This window comes from Brachybacterium sp., from assembly GCF_052095815.1.
GTDB lineage: Bacteria > Actinomycetota > Actinomycetes > Actinomycetales > Dermabacteraceae > Brachybacterium.
Genome location: NZ_JBQDLF010000008.1, coordinates 40463 through 60684 on the forward strand (window position 1 = coordinate 40463; position 20222 = coordinate 60684).

A 20222-nucleotide genomic window follows, 5' to 3' on the forward strand; every position below is an offset into this window, starting at 1 on the left:
CTGCAAACGCTTTCTATCACAATCGTGACGGTGCTCACGGGTGTTGTCAAGGTGGTTGCGCAATCGGTGTCATTGCGCCGCGCGCAGGCTCCGAGACCGTGTTCCTGCTGTGACCTCCGGGCGCTGCGCGAGAACGCGAGGGCTCAGATGTCGTGCAGTCCGCGGGCCACCGGCTCGACACGGACAGAGCCATCCCGCACGGTCACGAGCTCCGGAGCACGCCGCGCGAGCTCCCCGTTCGCCGCTGCGGCGTACTGCCGGCTGTTGTACTCGACTGCAGGCCAGGAGACCGGCAGCACCGCGGCGAGGCCGAGGGAGTGCTCCAGGGCGAGGTCAACGGTGGTGAGGTCCTGGATCGCGATCCGCATCCCGGCTGCGTGCGCGAGCGCCTGGGTGATCATCGCGTGGCTCTGCCCCTTGACCGCCTTGATCACCACGCCGGACCAGCCCTGGCCCTGCACCGTGGACAGCTGGGTCAGACGGCTGTAGCCCTCGTCGAGCAGCACGGGGATCCGGGCCGAGAGCCTGCGGAGCATCACCGGATCCGGCTCCTGGTCGCGAGGGATCGGCTGCTCCAGGTAGTCGATCGTGGACAGCAGGACCGGGTCCTCACGCTCGAGGGTGTCCAGCAGCTCGGCGAGCGCCGGAAGCGTGTACGCCTCATTGGGGTCCAGGGAGAGTCGCAGGTCGGAATGCAGCGGAGCGGCAACGCGGTGCACGGCCCGCAGCCGCTCGAGATCGGCGGAGAGCTCACCGGAGAGCTTGAGCTTGAGATGGTGCACGCCCTCGACCCGGATCCAGTCCTCAAGGTCGCGCACACCCGGTGCGGCGTCGGCCGCGGTGAGCGGATCACCGACCCCGAGCGCATGCTGGACAGGCAGCTGAGCGTGAGGCGTGCCCAGGGTTTCCCCGGGATACAGCCCCTCCCCCGCCTTGCCATAGCGGCTGAGGTCTTCTCGCAGGTGCTCCGCGGTGTACATCGAGGTGAGCGGAATTCCGGCAGCTCGTGACCAGGCGTCGTGCAGCGCGTTGTCCACCGCGCCGAGGGCGAGCAGACCAGCGAGGCGCGGGATGCGATCAACACCGGCGCGGCGCGCCGCACCGGCGAGCAGATCGTCGAGACCCTCGTACAGCGGGCGCCAGAGCACGAACGGATCACCGCTGAGCGATGACTCGGCCATCTGCGCCGCGAGCTCACGCACCAGCTCGCGCATCACCCGGTCACGGGTCTCCAGGTCGAGGTCCGTCGAGGGCCAGGACCAGGGCGCCGAGAGCATCCCGGCTCCGACTCCTGCGGAGCCCTGCCCAGCGCAGTCGGTGACGTCCACGTGCACGGAGACAGCGGTGATGTGCGTGAGCGGCCGCCCGCTGATCACGAAGGGTGGCTCGAGGGCGACGTCCCGGAAACGGACTTCCGCACCTCTCACCCGGATATCGCTGCGCCGACCATTCTTCATGGCGGAGTTCACCGTCTCCCCTTCGAGCGACACGACTGCTCAGCGTGAGCGCACGGGACCGGTGGACTGGCGCACCATCAGCTCGACGCCGAGACGGCGCTCGATCATGGCGACACCGTCGGCACCGACAGCACCGGCCGCACCGGCCGCACCGGCCGCACCGGCGACATCGTCGGCAGAGCCGTCCGCACCTTCGGCGCCGCCCGGGCTGACGGCGCCCCGCGGCCCGCCGCGGCCCAGCGCGAGATCCAGGGCGATCTTGCCCATCTCCCGCAGCGGCAGCCGCACGGTGGTCAGCGAGGGCGAGAGGTCGCGGGCGACGGCGATGTCGTTGAAGCCGGCGACGGAGACGTCCTCCGGGACACTGCGTCCCTGGTCCCTCAGGTAGGCGAGTGCACCCATCGCCATCTGGTCCGCGGTGCCGAGCAGGGCGGTGAGCTCGGGATGCTCGCGCAGCAGCTCACCGGCGGCGCGGTAGCCCTCGTCCCGGTTCGGCGGGCCGTGGTGGACGATCAGCCGGGCTCCGACTTCGTCGAGGGCTTCTTTCATCCCCTCGTATCGCTCCTGACTGGAGATCAGCGCTTCGGGACCTGAGATCAGTGCGATATCGCGGTGGCCGAGCTCGGTGAGATGGCGGCCGATGAGCCGGCCGCCCTCGCGGTTGTCCACCAGCACCCGGTCCATCTCGACCACCGGGGTGCCGATGCCCACTACGTGCCCGCCCGCAGCTCGGAAGGATCTCACCCGGGTCGCGATCCCCTGCCGGTACGCCTCATCGCTCAGGCCGGAGCCGGCGACGATCACGGAATGCGCACGATGCGACTGCAGCATCCTGAAGTAGCCGAGCTCGCGCTCCGGATCACGCTCGGTATGGCAGATGGTGACCAACAGGTTCTCGGCGGTTGCTCGTTCGTGGATGCCGTTGACGATCTCGGAGAAGTACGGGTCGCCGACGTCTCCCACCAGCACGCCGATGGTGCCGGTGTTGCCGCGCAGAAGCCCCTGCGCCTGGGCGTTGGGGACGTAGTCGAGCTCGAGCGCGACGGCCTTCACTCGCTCACGGAGCTCCTCGACCACCGGGTAGGTGCTCCCGGAGAGCACACGGGACGCTGTCGGGACGGAGACTCCGGCGCGTTGTGCCACGTCTTTGAGGGTCACTGCCATGTTCGGAGGATACTCCCAGCAAACGCTCTCTTGACGGTCCCACGCTGGCGACCTAGGCTCTCTCTCGCGGGGAAATGCTTTTCTCCCACCACCTTCTCTCCACGACGTGAGGACGATCAGTGTCGACCGTGATCACAAACATGCTTCCCACCACCGCCCCTGCCGACGAGCAGGAGCTCGACGAGCTCCTGTCCCGCCCGCTTCCCGGCGTGGGCGAGGCCCTCGCTGCTCTGGGCGGCGACATCGTGCTCCTCGGCGCGGGCGGCAAGATCGGCCCCACCATGTCCCTGATGGCCCGGCGGGCGCTGGACGAGGTCGGCTCCGATGCCCGCGTCATCGCCGTCTCGCGCTTCTCCGACCCCGCCTCGCGCACGCTGCTCGAGGAGGCGGGCATCGTGGTGCACCCCGCGGATCTCGCGCGCTCCGAGTCCTACGCGGACCTGCCGGACGCCGCGGGCATGTTCTACCTCGCGGCGATGAAGTTCGGCACCACGGGCCTCGAGCACCAGACCTGGTGGTCCAACGCCGCGATGCCCGCACTGGTCGCGGACCGGTACCGGGGCGTGCCCTCGCTGGTCTACTCCACCGGCAACGTGTACCCGCTCTCCCCGCTCGGCACCGGCGGCTCCACCGAGGCCGACGAGCCGGCGCCGGTCGGTGAGTACGCCCAGTCCTGCCTCGCCCGGGAGCGGCTGTTCAGCTATGCCTCCCACACCTGGGACACCCCGGTGTCGATCTTCCGCCTGAACTACGCCTGCGAGCTGCGCTACGGGGTGATCGCCGATATCGCCACCAAGATCGCCGCTGGCGAGCCGGTGGATGTCACCATGCCCGCCGTCAACGTCGCCTGGCAGGGCGATATCAACGCCTGGGCGCTGCGGTCGATCGAGCTGGCAGGCACTCCCCCGCGGATCCTCAACGCCACCGGCCCGGAGACCGTCTCCGTGCGCCGGCTGGCCCACTGGCTCGGCGAGGAGATGGGCATCGCACCGAAGATCGTCGGCGAGGAGTCACCCGATGCTCTCCTGAACGATGCCGCCGAGATCCATGAGCTCTACGGCTATCCCTCGGTCCCGCTGCGTCGCCTGGTGCGCTGGGTGGGCCAATGGGTCGGGGGCGGTGGCCGCCAGCTCGGCAAGGCCACCAAATTCCAGCAGCGCGAGGGGAAGTTCTGATGATCGACCTGCACGCGAGGCTCGATTCCGGCGTCGCGATCCCCGCACATCCCCTGGCTCTCGACGACCACGGCGGTGTGGACCTGCGAGCGCAGCGGGCTCTGACCCGCTATCAGCTGGCTGCCGGCGCGCATGGCCTCGCCGTCGGAGTGCACTCCACCCAGTTCGAGCTGCATGACGATCCCGCCCTGCTGCGCACCGTCTGGGAGCAGGCCGCGGCCATCGCTGCGGAGGCCGCCCCGGGCGCCGTCGCCTCGCCGTTGCTGATCGCGGGCCTGGTCGGTGACACCGCCCAAGCCGTCCGCGAGGCGGAGCTCGCCCGCGAGCTCGGATTCCAGGCCGCGCTGATGAGCCCCTGGGGAATGGTCGAACGCAGCGAGCAGTCGCTGCTCGAGCGTGCCGAAGCCGTCGGCGAGGTGCTTCCGACCATCGGCTTCTACCTGCAGGACAGCGTGGGCGGCATGCCCCTGAGCCGAGCCTTCTGGCGCTCTCTGTTCAGCCTCGAGTCGGTGGTGGCGGTGAAGACGGCGCCGTTTGACCGGTACCGCACCAACGACGTGATGCAGGAGCTGCTCGGTCATGAGCGCTGGGACCAGGTCGCGGTGCTGACCGGCAACGACGATGCGATCGTGGCGGATCTGGTGACGCCCTTCCGACGCGAGGTCGACGGGCACCTGCGGGAGGTGCGGGCACGCGGCGGGCTGCTGGGGCAGTGGGCTGTGGGCACTCGCGCCGCGGTCGAGCTGGTCGCTCGGGCGAACGCTGAGGTCGCCGCCGACGCCGTCACCCCCGAGCTGCTCGCACTGGGCAGCGATCTGGTAGAGGTCAACGCGGCCGTCTTCGATGTGCTCCACAATTTCTCGGGCTGCGTCCCCGGTGTCAACGAGGTGCTGCGCCAGCAGGGGCTGCTGAGCAGCACTCGCTGCCTGGGGCCCGATGTCCTGTCCCCCGGGCAGGAGCAGCTGATCCGTGAGGTGCGGGCGCGCTTCCCCGCGCTGCTGGACGAGGAGTTCGTCGCCGCCGGGCGCGAGGGCTGGCTGTCATGAGACCTGCCCTTGTCGGCTGGGGCTCCTCCTCGATGGCGCTGATCGGTCCGGCGCTCGAGGCGGCGCTGGCGCCATCGGGAACCGGCTTCCTCAACGAAGGTCGCGGCGGGGAGACCTCGCACCACACCGCCGCCCGGATCGGGTCGATCCCCCTCCCGATCGCCGTGGCGGGCGGACTCCTCCCGGCGGCGGGGACGGTGAAGCTGCTGCCCACCGAGCTCGACCTGGTCTCCCACGCCCTCAAGCCCTACGCCGGCCACGTCGCCGGCATCCCCGCCGTGGTCCACGGCACCGAGGAGGGTGTCTTCCTGACCCGCCTGCGTCCCGGCGATCCGATCGCAGTCGACGGCGATCCCTTCCTCCCGCTCACCGGGGCGTCCCTGCGCGGCCACGACGCCGTGCTGTGGATGGGCAAGAACGACCTCAACCGTGGGCAGGACGCAGCAGGGGTCCTGGACCGCATCACCACCTCCGCCCGGTATCTCGAGCAGGCTGGGGCGCGCGTCGCCGTCGTCGGCCAGTTCGTCAACAACGGCGCCGAACCCGCGATGCGCGCGCAGGTGCTCGCCGTGAACTCCGGATGCGCGGAGCGCTTCGGCAGCGCCTACCTCGAGGTCCAGGATTTCGTCACCTCCCCGGCGCTGCCGGAGGCCACCGGGATCGATGCCTCCGCAGAGGACCTCGCCGAGCGCCGCGCCGGAGCCAAGCCGCCGTCGATCTCCACGGATCCGGGGCATTTCGACCAGCTCGGCAATGCCGTCGTGGCGGGTCACCTGCTCACCGGTCTGCGCAGGCTCGGCCTGCTCGATGCACCATGACCCCGAAGACCGCCCCGCCCCGAGAAGGAGACCTCATGTCCGTCCCCGCAGAGCCCGCCAGCACTCCCCGCATCTTCGTGGCGATCACCCCTCAAGAGCTCGGAGTCCTCTACTCCGAGGCGGCTCTGGAGCGGCTGCGGGGCGTGGGCGAGGTGGTGCTCCCGCCGGAGAGCGGCGACTCCCGGATCCGCCTCCCCGAGGGCATCGCCGACGACTACGACGTGCTGATCACGTCCTGGAGCACCGCGCCCTTCGATCCCTCGGTGCTGAGCGGGTCACGGCTGAAGTACGCCGCGCACACCGCCGGCACCGTGCGAGGCCTGTTCCCCAAGCAGGTGCTCGAGCAGGGGCTGCGGCTCGTTCAGGGCGGCTCTGCGGCGATGGCCACCGCGGTGGCGGAGCTCGCGCTCACCTTCACCCTTGTACTGCTGCGCGATGTGCACTCGATGGACCGTCGCCTGCAGGCGACGCATGATTGGAGGGCCGGCGGCTCCGGCACCCTCACCCATGGCATCCGGGAGCAGACCATCGGCGTGCTGAGCCTGTCCCGGGTGGGTCGTGAGTACGTCTCGATGGTGCGCGGGCTGGGCGTCCAGGAGGTGCTCGCCCACGACCCCTTCGCCACGGAGGACGACGCCGCAGCGCTCGGGGTGCAGCTGGTGGGACTGGCGGAGCTGTGCGAACGCAGCGATGTGCTCGCGATCCACGCTCCCGTCACCGACGAGACCCGGGGGATGCTCGATGCCGACATGATCGCGCGACTTCGCGACGGTGCGACCGTGCTCAACACCGCCCGCTCCGCCGTGATCGATATGGAGGCGCTGACCACCGAGCTGGTCGCGGGCCGGCTGCGCGCAGGGCTGGATGTGTTCGACGTCGAGGCGTTGGCGGAGAACTCCCCTCTCTACGGGCTCGACAACGTGCTGATCACCCCGCACGTGGCCGGAGGGACCGTCGAGGCGCGACGAGCCCAGGGCGACGGGGTGGTGCAGGAGATCTCGGCATTCCTCTCCGGCGCTCCCCTGCGCTACGAGGTGACGGCGGAGATCTACGACCGGCTCTCCTGAGAAGTCTCGGGCGCGGTGACGTCTCGGGCGCGGGGAGGTCTCGGGCGAGGTCGCGAATCTCGGGCGCGGTCGCGAATCGGTGGAGTGCCTGGCGCACATCTGACATGCTTTCGGTGACACTTCCACCGGACGCCTTCCCGCTGTCCGGATCACGCCACCCAGGGGGACCTATGAGCGAGACCAGCACGACCGACGAGCAGGTCACGATCTACACGGCCTACGAGATCGACTTCATGCTCGGGCTGCGAGACACCGAGAGCGGCAGGATCACCCGCGAGCAGATCGGGCTGCGCTCCGCGCCCGCAGCAGCCCAGGAGTTCGTCACCGCAGCCGTCACCTCCGGGCTCCGCGCCCGGGGGAAGGTCGAGCGCTCGGCGGACGGCCAGTGGCTGCTGGGAGAGGAGGGCCAGGTGGTCGCCACCGCGCTGACCGCCGCCGATCGCTGGCTGGGGATCGCGCTGGCCGAAGGCGAGGCGATGCGCATGGCCTTCATCATCAAGGCCAATGAGGCCATCCTCATGCTCACCCAGGACGAGCTGGATTCGTTCGTGGTCACCGCCCTGCCGAGCAGCGATCAGGTGCCCGCCTCAGTCTCCGACATCGTGCTGGCCTTCCTCGGGGAGGGCAACGAGCGGACCGTCTCGCTGCGCCGCACCGATATCGCCGCCCCGGAGGACCCCACCCCGCTGATGTTCCATGCGGAGGCGGACGGCAGCTGGAAGATCGGGCATCTTCCGTTGGACGACGAGGGCATCCTCGGGGTCTCCGACGTGGACGCGGGCGGGGTGGCGGAGGCGACTCGGGTCCTGTGGGACGACGGCATCAGCCAGGCTCCCGGCACCGTCGCCAGCTGAGAGAACCAGTCGCCGGCGAGAACGCCACCGGAGCCAGACCCCGACGGCGTCGGACCCCCGGTCTCAGACTGCGGGTCCGACGCCGTCCCCGCGCCGCGCCCGGGCCTGCTGCAGCCGTTCCCGCAGTCCTCGATAGGCGCGCCGGATCCGCACCATCAGGTAGATGCCGAGGCCGAGCAGCACGAGGGCGAGCACACCGGCGAGCGCGGGCAGCAGAACAGTGAGCAGCCCCATCACCACCGCGGCGACGTCCTCCCCGGTGGAGACCAGGGCGTTGGAGACCGGCTCCGGCGAGACGTTCACCGCGGCGCGCGCAGTTGCCTTGGCGGCGTGGGAGCCGAAGGCCGCGGCGGCACCGAGCACCGCCATCACGATGGCGGTGCTGGTGTCGGTCTCGCCCCCCAGCAGGAACCCGATCGCCCCGCCGGCGATCGGACGGATCACGGTGTGCAGCTGGTCCCAGAAGGAGTCGAGGAAGGCGATCTTGTCCGCTGCGAAGTCCACCAGCAGCAGGATGGCGGTGATCACCAGCAGATCGGTGCGCTGCAGCACCTCAGGGACCTGTTCGAGGTTCATCAGCCTGCCGGACAGTCCCAGCAGGAAGACCATGAAATAGGGCCGGACCCCGCTGACCCAGCCCGATCCCAGGGTCATCATCAGTGCTTCCATGGCTCTCCTCCGTGGTGCTTCCGCAGGGGTCGATCTCTCGGGCTCGGTGGCTCAGAAGGCGCCGCGAGCGGCCTTCTCCTGCTTCCTCAGCTCGATCCGCAGGGTGCGGATGTCCTGCCCCGATGGCTGGGACCAGGTCCAGACATGCCGGTCGAAGGCGGGCATCAGCACGCGGGAGCCGTCGCGCAGCCGCAGCGCTGCGGTGAGCCAGTGCACCGGATGGACCACCCGCGATTCGATCGCGATGATGTCCCGCCAGGGGACCTCTCGGGAACGGAAGGCGCCCACCACCCGCAGCCCGCGCTCGGTGATCTCCACTCGTGAGCGGGCGGTGCCCAGCGCCACCAGGACGAAGCGCAGCCCCAGCAGCAGCAGGATCAGCCCGATCGCGCCGAGTGCGAGCATCACGATCAGCCGGCCGATCTCCGGCGCATGGCCGTCCTCCACTCCGAGCGAGAGCAGCAGGATACCGACCGCGGCGATGACCGTGCCGCCCAGCAGCAACGCGGCGGCCACCGCACGCAGCAGGGTGTCGCGGGTGGCGGCGACCGGGAACAAGGCCCGAACAGTACCGCCGGTGCCGGGCCGTGCGCTCCCCTGACGGTGACCGCGGCGCAGGTCCGAGACCATGCGCTCGACCGTCGCATTGCTGCGGGTGTAATCGGGCAGGGCGGTGCGCGGACCGGTCTCGGGTCCGATCTGCCGGGGGATGGTCATGCCCTCACAGTAATGCGGCTCGTCGCCGCCTGCGCGTAGTGTGCTGAGCATGTCCTCGAACGGCCCTTCCGCCCCCCGCTTCCGCCGGCCCGCTCCGCTGTACGCGTCGGTCGCCGAGACCATCCCCGGCGAGCCCGACCCCGCCGCCTCGGCGGATCTGGCGCACGATTCCGCGCGGGCGCTGCTGGATGGGGTCTTCCACAGCTCTGATCCCGAGGTCGTGGAGCGGGTCGTGGCGCTGGCCGCCCAGGACGGCCTGACCGACCTCAGCGCCTTGTGGTCCGGAGCTCCTGCTTCGACCCTGCCTGGGGCGCTGTGGCGGCTGTACGTGCTCCACACCTGGGTGCAGCAGGTCGGGGACGAGGTCGTGCTCCGCTACCGCGCGGGATCACGCACGGTTCCCGGGCTGAGGTATCTCTCCGGCTTCGCCGAGCCACCGGACGTTCCGCAGGTCCAGCGGACGATGGACGACATCCTGCGTGGAGCGTTCACCGGGGATCTCGGCCTCGCGCTGCGCAGAGCCGGCGCGGTCGCCACGATCATCGCCCACGGCACCGCCCATCTGGCGGATGAGGACCGGGACGATGCGCGCACCCGACAGGCCGAGCGGCTCCTGCGCACCGGCGAGGAGCTCTCGGCGGCAGGCCGCTACGCCGAGGCAGGCCTGCTGGACTGACGCCGGACGACGGCACGACCGCGCCAGAGGGGCGCACGACGCAGCGGGAGCGAGGCGCGGAAGTTTCGCGCGGGAGTCGCGGGAGTGAGGCGCGGAGTGAGGCGCTCGCCATATCGCGGCGGGCATCCATTTGCCTCATGCCCGGGCCGGTGCCCTACGATGGACAGGCGCCGGGCCGCGGTTGCCCCGGGCTCCAACATTTGCCGCTTCGAGCGGCCTTCGCGCCGACAGGCGCATCCCGGTCCGGCGCCTCATCATCACGAATCCGGTCCGCGCAGCCCCTCCGGGCCGCAGCGACGTCATGCGCCCCAGGCGCGAGGAGGCGACCCGAGGTGATGCAGTTCCTCTCCCGGTTCTTCCCACAGCGCACCGAGCGTCCGCTGTACGACCTCTTCGCGGAGCTCGCCGAGCTGCTGGTGCAGTCCGCCGACACCCATTCGAAGCTGCTCGGCCACGGATACCGGGAGCGCACTCGCATCGCACCGCGGCTGCACGAGCAGTCGACGGTCGCCGAGGAGCTGTGCCGACGCATCGCCGAGCGGCTCGCCCAGTCCCTGATCACCCCCTATGAGGCCGAGCTGCTGTACGACCTCGCGCTCACAATGGCGGATGCGGTGGACTCCATGGAGCACACTGCGGAGCTCCTGGTCATTTCCCGCGTGGGACAGCTGCCCACCCCGCTGCTGGATGCGGCCAAGGGCATTGAGCGTGCTGCCGAGTACACGGTCGCCGCGAGCTGGAAGCTGTCGCGCATCCGGGAGCTGGGCGACTACTACGACCAGGTCCGGAAGCTCACTCGGCAGGGAGAGAGGCTGATCCGCAGGGCGCTCGGCGAGCTGTACTCGCGAGGCGGCTCCGTCCAGGAGCTGATGCCCCTGCATGACGTCTCCGGGTCGATCCGGCACACGATCGCTCTGCAGGAACGTATCGCGCGGCTGACCGATCTGCTGCGGGTCAAGGACGCCTGAGTGACGACGCTGATGCTCGTGCTGGTCGTCGTCCTGGCACTCGCGATGGCGTATATGAACGGCTTCCACGATGCGTCCAACGCCGTCACCACGACGATCACGACCAGAACGCTTCGGGAGTCGACCGCTCTGGCCCTGGCCGCGATCCTCAACGTGCTGGGTGCCCTGCTGGGGATGATGCTGATCGTCGCCTCCGCACCGTGGGCGCTGCGGCTGCTGGGGATGACGCCGCTGACGCAGGAGACCGCCGGGCAGCCGGATGTGCTCGGGCTGGTCCTGATCGCGATCATGCTCGCGACCATCGGCTGGGATCTGCTCACCTGGTGGCTCGGGATGCCCTCGTCCACCTGGCATGCCTTCTTCGGCTCCACGGTGGGGGTCTCGCTCGCGATCGGGGCTCCTGCGGCCTGGGAGCGGCTCGGGCTGCTGCTGGTCGTCTCCCTCGTCGGCCCGGTGCTGTCCGCGGTGATCGCCTACCTGCTGATGCAGCTCGTGCTGGTCCTGGGCCGGCATGAGCGGCTGCTGCGGGGACACCTCCGCTTCGCCCAGACCGTCTCCGCCGGGGCTGTCGCCACGGGTCACGGGCTCAACGACTCCCGGCTGCCCCTCGCGGTGATCGTGATCGCTTTCGCCACCACGGGCGGCCACCCGTCGTACGCAGTCGCCCTCATGGTCGCGGTCGCCATCGCGATCGGATTCGGCACGCTGGTGGGCGGCCACCGCATCATCCGCGTGCTCGGCCGGCACCTGACCGATCTGAACGTGGCGCAGGGTCTCGCGGCGGAGACGTCCGCCGCGGTCACCATGTCGCTGGGACTGTTCGGCCTCGGGTCTCCCGTCTCGACCTCCCATGCCCTGGCCTCGAGCGTGGTCGGTGCAGGTGTCGCGCAGGGGCTGCGGAATGTGCGCTGGCAGGTCGCTGGCAGGATCCTGCTGATCTGGCTGGCAACTCCTCTGGCGTGCGCCGTGGTGGGCGCGGCGCTGGTGGGGACGATGCTGGCGATGAGCTCCCGCTGAACCTGCCCGCCTGCGGAGCGGGGACTCGGTGTCCTCGGAGGATCGACCACTATCCTGTGGCCTTCCGTGCCGTACCCAGAAGGAGCCCCGATGTCCGACGGTGAGTCCACGACGCCTGCGCCGCGCCAGCGCCCCAGCTACGGACTGCCCGGGCCGACGCCGACCTCCGCTCCCAGAGCGGACGCGGCGCCGCAGTTCGGCCCCCAGAACGACGGCGAGCAGAACTACGGCACGCAGGGCTACGGATCCCAGGGCTACGGCAGCCAGAACTACGGCAGCCAGAACTCCGGAACTCAGGGCTACGGCTCCTTCGGCACCGACCCCTACGCGCCGCAGACCGGCCCGCTGCCTGCCTCCGTCCGTTCGGGCCCCGGTGCCCCCGGCGGATCCGGCGCCGCCCCTCGCAGGCGACGCGGGCTGTGGCCGCTGATCATCGGCCTGGTGCTGCTGGTCGTGATCGGTCCCGCCGCGACGATCGGCGGGATCGTATGGTCGGTCGGCTCGCTCGTCGGCGACGCCACCGAGGGCCCGGTCCCGATGCAGGGGGCGACCGCCGACATCGAGGTGCCCGCCAACGAGATGCTGATCGTGTACGTCCCCCTGGCAGATGCGGCCGCCGCTGAATGCACCGCCGAGGGCTCGACGCCCGGCGCGGTGACCACGGTGCCCAGCTCGACCGAGACCACCTTCGGCGACGGGTCGCAGTACGTCCAGGTGCTCGGCGTCGCCGCTCTGGAGGACACCACGGTGACGGTCTCCTGCACCGGGACCGACGCCCCCGCCCACCTCGGCCCGTACAGCATGCTCTCGATGGCGGCCCCGCTGCTGATCGGCCCGGTCATCGGCGTGATCGCGGGCCTGATCGGGCTGGTGCTCACGATCATCGGGATCGTGCTGCTGGTGAAGTCGCGGCGGTCCTGAGGTCTCGGGACCACGAGCCGTCTCAGCCCGCAGTCACACTCGGTGCCGGGAGCGTCGCCCTGACCTAGAGTGTCGTGACGACCCCGAACTCGAGGATGGAGTGGTGATCATGCACCCCCGTGCAGGCCAGAAGGCACTTGAGGAGGATCTCGTCGACGTCGATGCGCTCCTCGACGCGTATTACGACCTCCACCCGGATCCTGCGGACCCCGATCAGGCCGTCTCCTTCGGCACCTCCGGGCACCGGGGGTCCTCGCTCGACACGGCCTTCAACGAGGACCACATCGCCGCGACCACGCAGGCCATCGTCGAGTACCGCGCCGCGGAGGGCATCCGCGGGCCGCTGTTCGTCGGCCGCGACACCCATGCCCTCTCCCGTCCCGCCTTCGACACCGCACTCGAGGTGCTGATCGGCAACGACGTCGCCGCCCAGGTCGACTCGCTGGACGGCTACACCCCCACCCCTGCCGTCTCCCACGCGATCCTCACGCACAACCGAGGTCGGGCTGCGAACGATCCGGGCCGTGCAGACGGCATCGTGATCACCCCGAGCCACAACCCGCCGCGTGACGGTGGTTTCAAGTACAACCCTCCCCATGGCGGTCCCGCGGACACCGACGCGACCTCCTGGATCGCTGACCGGGCCAACCAGCTGCTGACGGAGGGGCTGCGGGGTGTGCGCCGGCATGGCCGACAGAAGGCCCTCCAGGATGCCGGGCGTTACGACTTCCTGCACACCTATGTGGCGGACCTGCCTAACGTGGTCGACATCGAGGCGATTCGTCGCGCCGGGGTGCGGATCGGCGCTGATCCGCTGGGCGGCGCCGCGGTGGACTACTGGGCCGAGATCGGGGAGATGCATGATCTCGACCTGACAGTGGTCAATCCGGAGGTGGATCCCCGCTGGTCCTTCATGACGCTGGACCGCGACGGGAAGATCCGCATGGACTGCTCGAGCCCGTGGGCGATGGCCTCGCTGCTCGAGAAGCGCGACGAGTACGACATCGCCACCGGCAACGACGCGGATGCGGATCGCCACGGCATCGTCACCCCCGATGGCGGGCTGATGAACCCCAACCACTATCTCGCCACCGCGATCCGCTACCTCTTCGCGCATCGCCCGAACTGGCCGGCCACCGCGAAGGTCGGCAAGACGGTCGTCTCCTCGAGCCTGATCGATCGCGTGGTGGCCTCCCTGGGCCGCGAGCTGTACGAGGTGCCGGTGGGCTTCAAGTGGTTCGTGCCGGGTCTGATCGACTCCTCCGTCGGCTTCGGCGGCGAGGAGAGCGCCGGTGCCTCCTTCCTGCGGCGCGATGGCTCGGTGTGGACCACGGACAAGGACGGGATCATCCTGGCGCTGCTCGCCTCCGAGATCCTGGCAGTCACCGGCCGCTCCCCCAGCACGCTGCACGCCGAGCTGGTCGAGGAATTCGGCAGCAGCGCCTACGCCCGGATGGACGCTCCGGCCAACCGCGAGCAGAAGGCGAAGCTCAAGGCGCTCAGCCCCGAGCAGGTCAGTGCGACCGAGCTGGCCGGCGAGCCGATCGTCTCGGCGATCACCGAGGCTCCTGCCGGTGGCGCGATCGGAGGCCTGAAGGTCTCCACGGAGTCGGCCTGGTTCGCCGCGCGACCCTCCGGCACCGAGGACATCTACAAGATCTACGCCGAGTCCTTCAAGGGTGAGGAGCACCTGAGCCAGGTGCAGGACGCTGCGAAGGCCCTCGTCGACGAGGTGCTCGCAGACTGACAGTGCTGTGACGGAGCGCCGGGTCCCCGCAGGGGTCTCGGCGCTCCGTCTTTTCTCCGCTCCGGCCTTTTCGCTTCCCCGACCTTTTCGCTTCCCCGGCCCTTCCTCCGCATCGGCCCTTCCTCCGCATCGGCCTCCGCGGCCGCTTGTCCATGGTGACGACTGGGCAGGTGCCTGTTCGTCTCCGTGCTCCCGTGGTGCTTCCGGAACATTTCTCCGAGGTTCGCCCGGGGCGATCACGATGACCTCAGCGACCGACGCTGCGAGCGCAAATCGACGGCTGACCAGCATCCATGCAGGTCGACGGCAAAGCCTTGGTCAAGCCAAGGTCAACATTGCGTGGATCACGCTGGCGTGGCGCCATGCACAGCACCCTTGCGCCCACCCCGGAGGCGATGAACGATGGGGTCGAAAGTAAAGGTTCGGTAGGGTAATGTGCTCCGTCGGGCCCACCGAAGATGATGCCGACCGCAGCCACCGAGCTCGCGACCATGGAGGAGGGGGACCACGACTATGCGACTGCGCTCACGTCTGTGTGCCTGCTCCGCCGCTCTCGCCATGGCTCTTCCCGTCGCGACGGCACCCGCTCTGGCCGAGATGCTGGACCTCGAGACCACTCAGTCCGCCCCCGCCGAGCCCGACAGCACCCCACCGGAAGGCTCGAACCAGGAGCCCCCCGATGAGGAGAGTGCCGAGACCGAGGAGCTCCCGAGCGAGAAGCCCACCGTGGAGGGCGACGCCCCCGAGCCGCTCCCGGACGAAGAGCCTCCCGAAACATCCGCAGCACCCGAAGAGGATCCGCAGACCGATGACGATCTGCAGCACGACGGCGATCCACAGACCGATGATGACTCGCAGACTGATGACGACTCACAGACTGATGACGACACTCAGCACGAGCCCACGCACCCGGTCGAGGACCCCGTCATCGAGGATGACTGCGAGGACGACTCGGTCATCCCGGCGCTGCTGCTCACCACCCTCGACGATGAGTGCTCCGGCGAGGAGCAGTCACCCCCAGCCGACGGCACGGAATCTGTCACGGACGCCGAAACGTCGAGCAGCACCCCGCCCACGATCAGCACCCCCGGCAGCCTTCCCAGCGGAGGCACCAACGGGAGCGGGACCGGACAGCCATCCCTGACTCCAGGGCCGTCGACATCGCCCAACACCTCACCCTCGACCTCTTTGCCGGCACCCAGCCCGAGTGAGAGCCCGACGGACGGCTCTGACCAGCCCGATCCACCGGACCCCAGCGTTCCCGAACAGCCCACAGAGGATCCCGAGGAGCCGCCGGAGAGCCCGACCCCATCGGAAGAGCCGACGCCCGTGGAGAAGCCCGCCACCGACGACGCCACCGAGGGCACTCCCACCGAGGAGCCCGCCCCCGACGCCAGTGCCGATGCAGAGCCGGAGACGACGCCCACGGATCCCGAATCCGCACCCGTCGAACCCGTCGAACCCGTCGAACCCTCCGCGCAGCCCGAGACCGCTCAGCCAGACAACGCGCAGCGTGACACTGCCCCGCCCGCCCCCGAGGAGCCGTCGGCGCCTCCGACGAGCAGCTCCGCGGTGGAGAGCGAGAGCAACGAGACCACTGAGATCAGCGGCGTCGGCGCCGAGACACCGAGCTCTCCCCCTCCGCCGTCACCGCAGTCCGGCGCCGGCCATGATGAAGGCGGCCCGGTGGTCCGGCTGTTCAACGCGATCTCGGAGGACAGCGGCTCCGGCTTTGGCCAGATGCGCCAGGTGCTGATCGCCGCGCTCGGCATCGGCTTCCTGACCACTGCCGGCTTCGTCGGCGCGACCTGGCATCACCGCGCCAGCACCGGGAAGCACGACACCGACGCGTAACCGAGGCCTGAAAGCCCCGACAAGGCCCCGACGCCCCCGGCTCCCCGAGGTGAACAATGCCGTCGTGGGCTCCACAGCGAGCCCCCAGCAGGTGAGCTCAGCGCTCCTCGAGCAGCTCCCGGGCGCGCGCGATGATGCCCGGCACGCTCTCGCGCATCTCGCGGATCGTGCGGTCGAACGCTCCCTGCCCCTCGTACCAGGGGTCCTCGACGGCAAGCTCCGTGGGCAGCGCCGCCGGGTCCGCGCCCGGCTCGAACCGCCGCCACATCGCGATCTGGGGAACGGCCGAACCCTCGGGTGCCTGCTCGACCATCCGCCGCAGCCGCTGCGCGTGATCGGCGGTCATCGGCAGCACCAGATCCCAGGCCAGCAGCTCCGTCAGATGGATCGTGCGGGCGGTGTGCTCGAAGGGCCGCACATAACCTGATCGCTCGAGAGCGAGCTCGGTGCGGTCATCCATCGGCATCCCCTCGGCTTCCCAGCTGGTACCGGCCGACCCCACCTCCACCTTCCCGACCAGGTCGCTCTCCAGGATCGCGGCGCGCAGCATCACCGCGGCGGCCGGGGATCGACAGACGTTGCCGGTGCAGACGGTGAGCAGGCGAATGGGCGACATCCCCCTATTGTGTCAAGCTCGGGGCGCTGCGCGCGCAGAACCGCCGGGGAACGTACACTGGTGACGGGAGTGCATGCGGTGCCCGCGGCAGCGCGAGAGCATGATCGCCAGGGCATGATGGCCCGTGACCACGCAACGACGGCTCAGGAGGACACCCATGGCCGACATTATCCGCGCCCACGACGACGACTGGTCGCTCGTGCGCGAGATCCGTCTTCGGTCCCTCAGCACGGACCCGGCCGCCTTCGGGCAGAGCTGGGACAAGGAATCCACCTATGAGGACTCGGTCTGGGAGCAGCGCGTGCGCGATGCCGCCTGGTTCCTGGCCGTCGAGGACGGACAGCCGGTCGCCGTGGTGGCGGCCCGGCGCGAGGAGGACTCCCCCGCCAACGAGCGCGAGCTCCAGGCCATGTGGGTCACCCCGAACTCTCGCCACTCCGGGATCGCCGGGAAGCTCGCCGAGGCGATCTTCGACTGGTCCCGCGAGGACGGCGCAGACACGATCACCCTGTACGTGGGCCCCCGGAACACGGGTGCTCGCGCCCTGTACGAGAGCCTCGGATTCGCCGACACCGGTGACCGCTGGGAGATCGTCGAGGACGATCCCGATGGGGCCTGGCTGAAGATGGCCCGCGGTCTCTGACGCCCGGTGGGCATCAGCACTCGGCTGACCTCCGCCCGCGCCGGGCTCCGTTCGCTGGCCGCGCGCGGCGGTGACGACCGTCCGCACTGGGCGGCACGCATCGAGAACGTCAAGAACACCGCCGTCGGTCATGCCCTGCGTCGGCTCAGCTGGGATCTGCGGCTGCAGCCCTTCCACGGCTACGGCTCCACCGAGCGGGTCCGGGTGCTGGCGAAGGTGCTGTACGCCTCCCCCGGCACCCCCGCAGACTTCCACGACCAGCCGGTCCACGACCTGCGCACGATGGCGGTGCGCGGCTGGCGGAACTTCGCCGGGCAGGTCGCGCCGCACCGCACCGTACAGATCCTGCTGGGTGATCAGCAGTTCACCGCGCGCGCGGACCGCACTGGCATCGTGGACGCGATGCTCGAAGTCTCCCTGCCCCCCGGCCAGCATCAGGCCGTGCTCTGGACCGTCGCCGGCAACGAGGTCACCGCGGACGTGACCGTCTTCGCGCCGGAGACCGAGGTCGGCATGGTCAGCGACATCGACGACACCGTGATGGTGACCTGGCTGCCGCGCCCGCTGCTGGCCTTCTGGAACGCCTTCGTCGTCCACCAGTCCTCCCGCCAGGTGGTCCCGGGAATGCCGATGCTCTACCAGCGCCTGGTGCGCGAGCACCCGGCGATGCCGGTGTTCTACCTGTCCACCGGCGCGTGGAACGTCTTCCCCGTGCTCAAGCGCTTCCTCTACCGCAACGGCTATCCCGATGGCCCGCTGCTGCTGACCGACTGGGGCCCCACCAACACGGGCTTCTTCCGCTCCGGTCCCGAGCACAAGCATCGCGCCCTCGAGCAGCTGGCCACCGAATATCCCCACATGCGGTGGATCCTGGTGGGTGACGACGGGCAGCACGACCCCACGATCTACGCCGAGTTCGCCGCGCGCCACCCCGAGCTGGTCGAGACGATCGCGATCCGCCAGCTCACCGAGCCCGAGCAGCTGCTCGCGCACGGCTCGCGCCGCCCGCTCCAGGACGCGGCGCCCGCGAACGGCTCTCCGCTCACCCTCGCCGCTCCCGACGGCCACGGGCTCCTCGCCGAGTTCCAGAGGGCCGGGAAGATCTCCTCATGACGACGTCATCCCTCGAGACCGGGAAGCACAGAGAGATCCTGCTGCGCACCGCCCACGACGACGACGCAGACGCCGTGGCCGTCCTGGTGCAGGCCGCCTACCGAGGCGAGGGCGGCTGGACCACCGAAGCGCATCTGGTGGACGGTCAGCGCACCGATGCGCAGGAGGTCCGCGGGATGCTCGCGGACCCCGCGGTGTCGCTGCTGGTCGCTGAGCTCGCCGGGCCCGACGGTTCCTCCGGGCCCGCCGGTGAGGTGGTGGGCTGCTGCTACACCCGCCGCGAACCCACCGACGCCGACGGGGTAGACCGTGCCGAGCTGGGCCTGTTCGCCGTGCACCCCTCGGTACAGTCCCGAGGCCTCGGCGCCCGCCTGCTCGAGGCGCAGGCCGAGCACCAGCGCACCGCCGGGGTGGACATGCTCATGATCCAGGTGCTGCAGTCCCGGCCAGAGCTGCACGCCTGGTACGAGCGCCACGGTTTCGTTCCCACCGGGCACAGCGTCCCCTTCGCAGGCGAGGCCGACTGGTTGAAGGTCGAGGGGCTCGGGATGGACGTCATGGAGCGGCCACTCTGCGCACTCTGAGCGGAGAACCCCCTGTCCAGAGGCGGTTTCTCCGACTAGTCTCAGAGGATGAACACCGACGTCCATCACCCCTCCGCAGCCCGCTACGACCGCACCCCATACCGTCGCGTCGGCCGATCCGGCGTGCTGCTGCCCCCGATCTCACTGGGCTTCTGGCAGAACTTCGGCGAGAACCGCGACCCGCTCACCCTGCGCACGATCGTCCGCCGTGCCTTCGACCTCGGTGTGAACCACTTCGACCTGGCCAACAACTACGGCCCTCCGCCCGGCAGCGCCGAGACCCATGTGGGCCGCATCCTCGCGCAGGACTTCCGCCATCACCGCGACGAGCTGGTGATCTCCACCAAGGCCGGATACCGGATGTGGGACGGGCCGTTCGGCGACGGCGGGTCTCGCAAATACCTGCTGAACTCGCTGGATCAGTCCCTGGAGCGCCTGGGGCTGGAGGACGTGGACATCTTCTACCACCACCGCGAGGATCCCGAGACCCCGCTCGAGGAGACGATGGGCGCGCTCGCCCATGCGGTGCGCAGCGGCAGGGCGCTCTATGTCGGCGTCTCGAACTACTCCCCCGAGAAGACCCGGCAGGCCGCGCGGATCCTTGCGGATCTCGGCACCCCGCTGCTGATCCATCAGCCCTCGTACTCGATGTTCAACCGGCATATCGAGAACAGCCTGCTCGATGTCGTCGGCGAGCTCGGGGTGGGCCTGGCGGCCTTCTCCCCGCTCCAGCAGGGTCTGCTCACCAACCGGTACCTCTCCGGCGTGCCGCAGAGCTCGCGCGCCGCCGGCACCTCGTCCTCCCTCTCCGAGCAGCAGGTCCTGGGCGAGGACTACCAGTCGCGGGTGCGCGGTCTGTCCCAGATCGCCCACGAGCGCGGCCAGAGCCTGGCCCAGCTCGCGCTGGCCTGGGCGCTGCGGCACCGGCAGGTCAGCACCGCGCTGGTCGGAGCCTCGTCGGTGACGCAGCTCGAGCAGAACGTCGCCACCCTCGAGAACCTCGAGCTGACCGACGAAGAGCTCACCCGGATCGATGAGTTCGCCATCGACGGCACCGCCAGGCGCTGAGCTGCCCTTGCACGACGCCCGATCCGGATCCCGGTCCTGCCCCTGCAC

General features: G+C 69.9%; 20 protein-coding genes. 15 read left to right on the forward strand and 5 right to left on the reverse strand.

Annotation, left to right across the window (positions count from 1 at the left end):
- Positions 1-143: 143 nt before the first annotated feature.
- Both ACTH43_RS05160 and ACTH43_RS05165 read right to left on the reverse strand, forming a co-directional pair.
- Positions 144-1469 carry an enolase C-terminal domain-like protein gene (locus ACTH43_RS05160; RefSeq protein ID WP_441443856.1) on the reverse strand — a complete coding sequence of 442 codons (1326 nt, stop codon included), beginning with the start codon at positions 1467-1469 and terminating at the stop codon, positions 144-146.
- 27 nt (positions 1470-1496) lie between these two features.
- Entirely contained in the window at positions 1497-2621 is a 1125-nt protein-coding gene (locus ACTH43_RS05165) for a LacI family DNA-binding transcriptional regulator (RefSeq protein ID WP_441443857.1), read from the reverse strand.
- A 119-nt stretch (positions 2622-2740) separates the two neighbouring features.
- Here ACTH43_RS05165 and ACTH43_RS05170 point away from each other — a divergent pair, with 119 nt between their 5' ends.
- The 5 genes from ACTH43_RS05170 to ACTH43_RS05190 all read left to right on the forward strand — a co-directional run bounded on the left by ACTH43_RS05170 (position 2741) and on the right by ACTH43_RS05190 (position 7581).
- Positions 2741-3796 carry an NAD-dependent epimerase/dehydratase family protein gene (locus tag ACTH43_RS05170; RefSeq protein ID WP_441443858.1) on the forward strand — a complete coding sequence of 352 codons (1056 nt, stop codon included), beginning with the start codon at positions 2741-2743 and terminating at the stop codon, positions 3794-3796.
- Positions 3796-4842, forward strand: a complete 1047-nt coding sequence (locus tag ACTH43_RS05175) for a dihydrodipicolinate synthase family protein (RefSeq protein WP_441443859.1) — start codon at positions 3796-3798, stop codon at positions 4840-4842. Before ACTH43_RS05170 ends, ACTH43_RS05175 begins: the two co-directional genes overlap by 1 nt.
- Positions 4839-5660 (forward strand): hypothetical protein, encoded by an 822-nt coding sequence (locus ACTH43_RS05180; protein ID WP_441443860.1) that lies wholly within the window; start codon positions 4839-4841, stop codon positions 5658-5660. Before ACTH43_RS05175 ends, ACTH43_RS05180 begins: the two co-directional genes overlap by 4 nt.
- Positions 5661-5695: 35 nt before the next feature.
- Positions 5696-6727 (forward strand): hydroxyacid dehydrogenase, encoded by a 1032-nt coding sequence (locus ACTH43_RS05185; RefSeq protein ID WP_441443861.1) that lies wholly within the window; start codon positions 5696-5698, stop codon positions 6725-6727.
- A 170-nt stretch (positions 6728-6897) separates the two neighbouring features.
- Positions 6898-7581 carry a hypothetical protein gene (locus ACTH43_RS05190; RefSeq protein ID WP_441443862.1) on the forward strand — a complete coding sequence of 228 codons (684 nt, stop codon included), beginning with the start codon at positions 6898-6900 and terminating at the stop codon, positions 7579-7581.
- 63 nt (positions 7582-7644) lie between these two features.
- Here ACTH43_RS05190 and ACTH43_RS05195 read toward each other — a convergent pair whose 3' ends face one another.
- Both ACTH43_RS05195 and ACTH43_RS05200 read right to left on the reverse strand, forming a co-directional pair.
- A complete protein-coding gene (locus tag ACTH43_RS05195) occupies positions 7645-8250 on the reverse strand; it encodes a DUF4126 domain-containing protein (protein ID WP_441443863.1) in 606 nt (201 codons plus the stop codon).
- 51 nt (positions 8251-8301) lie between these two features.
- The gene (locus ACTH43_RS05200; protein ID WP_441443864.1) at positions 8302-8967 is read right to left on the reverse strand and encodes a PH domain-containing protein; all 666 of its coding nucleotides are present in this window, start codon (positions 8965-8967) and stop codon (positions 8302-8304) included.
- A 49-nt stretch (positions 8968-9016) separates the two neighbouring features.
- Between ACTH43_RS05200 and ACTH43_RS05205 the strand changes: the two genes are divergently transcribed.
- The 6 genes from ACTH43_RS05205 (at position 9017) to ACTH43_RS05230 (ending at position 16150) form a co-directional block, all read left to right on the forward strand.
- The gene (locus ACTH43_RS05205) at positions 9017-9643 is read left to right on the forward strand and encodes a hypothetical protein (RefSeq protein WP_441443865.1); all 627 of its coding nucleotides are present in this window, start codon (positions 9017-9019) and stop codon (positions 9641-9643) included.
- A 335-nt stretch (positions 9644-9978) separates the two neighbouring features.
- Entirely contained in the window at positions 9979-10611 is a 633-nt protein-coding gene (locus ACTH43_RS05210) for a DUF47 family protein (protein WP_441443920.1), read from the forward strand.
- Positions 10612-11628 carry an anion permease gene (locus tag ACTH43_RS05215; RefSeq protein WP_441443866.1) on the forward strand — a complete coding sequence of 339 codons (1017 nt, stop codon included), beginning with the start codon at positions 10612-10614 and terminating at the stop codon, positions 11626-11628.
- A 90-nt stretch (positions 11629-11718) separates the two neighbouring features.
- Complete coding sequence (locus tag ACTH43_RS05220; RefSeq protein WP_441443867.1) at positions 11719-12549, forward strand: hypothetical protein; 831 nt, start codon at positions 11719-11721, stop codon at positions 12547-12549.
- Between the two features lie 109 nt (positions 12550-12658).
- Positions 12659-14296 carry a phosphoglucomutase (alpha-D-glucose-1,6-bisphosphate-dependent) gene (pgm, locus tag ACTH43_RS05225; RefSeq protein ID WP_441443868.1) on the forward strand — a complete coding sequence of 546 codons (1638 nt, stop codon included), beginning with the start codon at positions 12659-12661 and terminating at the stop codon, positions 14294-14296.
- A gap of 558 nt (positions 14297-14854) precedes the next feature.
- Complete coding sequence (locus ACTH43_RS05230; protein WP_441443869.1) at positions 14855-16150, forward strand: hypothetical protein; 1296 nt, start codon at positions 14855-14857, stop codon at positions 16148-16150.
- A 97-nt stretch (positions 16151-16247) separates the two neighbouring features.
- On the opposite strand, the gene ACTH43_RS05235 is transcribed toward ACTH43_RS05230, so the two are convergent.
- Positions 16248-16766, reverse strand: coding sequence for an arsenate reductase/protein-tyrosine-phosphatase family protein (locus ACTH43_RS05235; protein WP_441443870.1), 519 nt, complete (start codon positions 16764-16766; stop codon positions 16248-16250).
- A gap of 157 nt (positions 16767-16923) precedes the next feature.
- Between ACTH43_RS05235 and ACTH43_RS05240 the strand changes: the two genes are divergently transcribed.
- Genes ACTH43_RS05240 through ACTH43_RS05255 form a run of 4 tightly spaced genes read left to right on the forward strand, consistent with a single transcriptional unit; the run spans position 16924 to position 20174 of the window.
- A complete protein-coding gene (locus tag ACTH43_RS05240) occupies positions 16924-17409 on the forward strand; it encodes a GNAT family N-acetyltransferase (RefSeq protein WP_441443871.1) in 486 nt (161 codons plus the stop codon).
- Between the two features lie 6 nt (positions 17410-17415).
- Positions 17416-18522: an App1 family protein gene (locus ACTH43_RS05245; RefSeq protein ID WP_441443872.1), complete on the forward strand. Its 1107-nt coding sequence runs from the start codon at positions 17416-17418 to the stop codon at positions 18520-18522.
- Positions 18519-19106, forward strand: coding sequence for a GNAT family N-acetyltransferase (locus ACTH43_RS05250; RefSeq protein WP_441443873.1), 588 nt, complete (start codon positions 18519-18521; stop codon positions 19104-19106). The genes ACTH43_RS05245 and ACTH43_RS05250 overlap by 4 nt, the downstream gene beginning before the upstream one ends.
- Positions 19107-19154: 48 nt before the next feature.
- The gene (locus ACTH43_RS05255; RefSeq protein WP_441443874.1) at positions 19155-20174 is read left to right on the forward strand and encodes an aldo/keto reductase; all 1020 of its coding nucleotides are present in this window, start codon (positions 19155-19157) and stop codon (positions 20172-20174) included.
- The last annotated feature ends 48 nt before the right edge of the window (positions 20175-20222 follow it).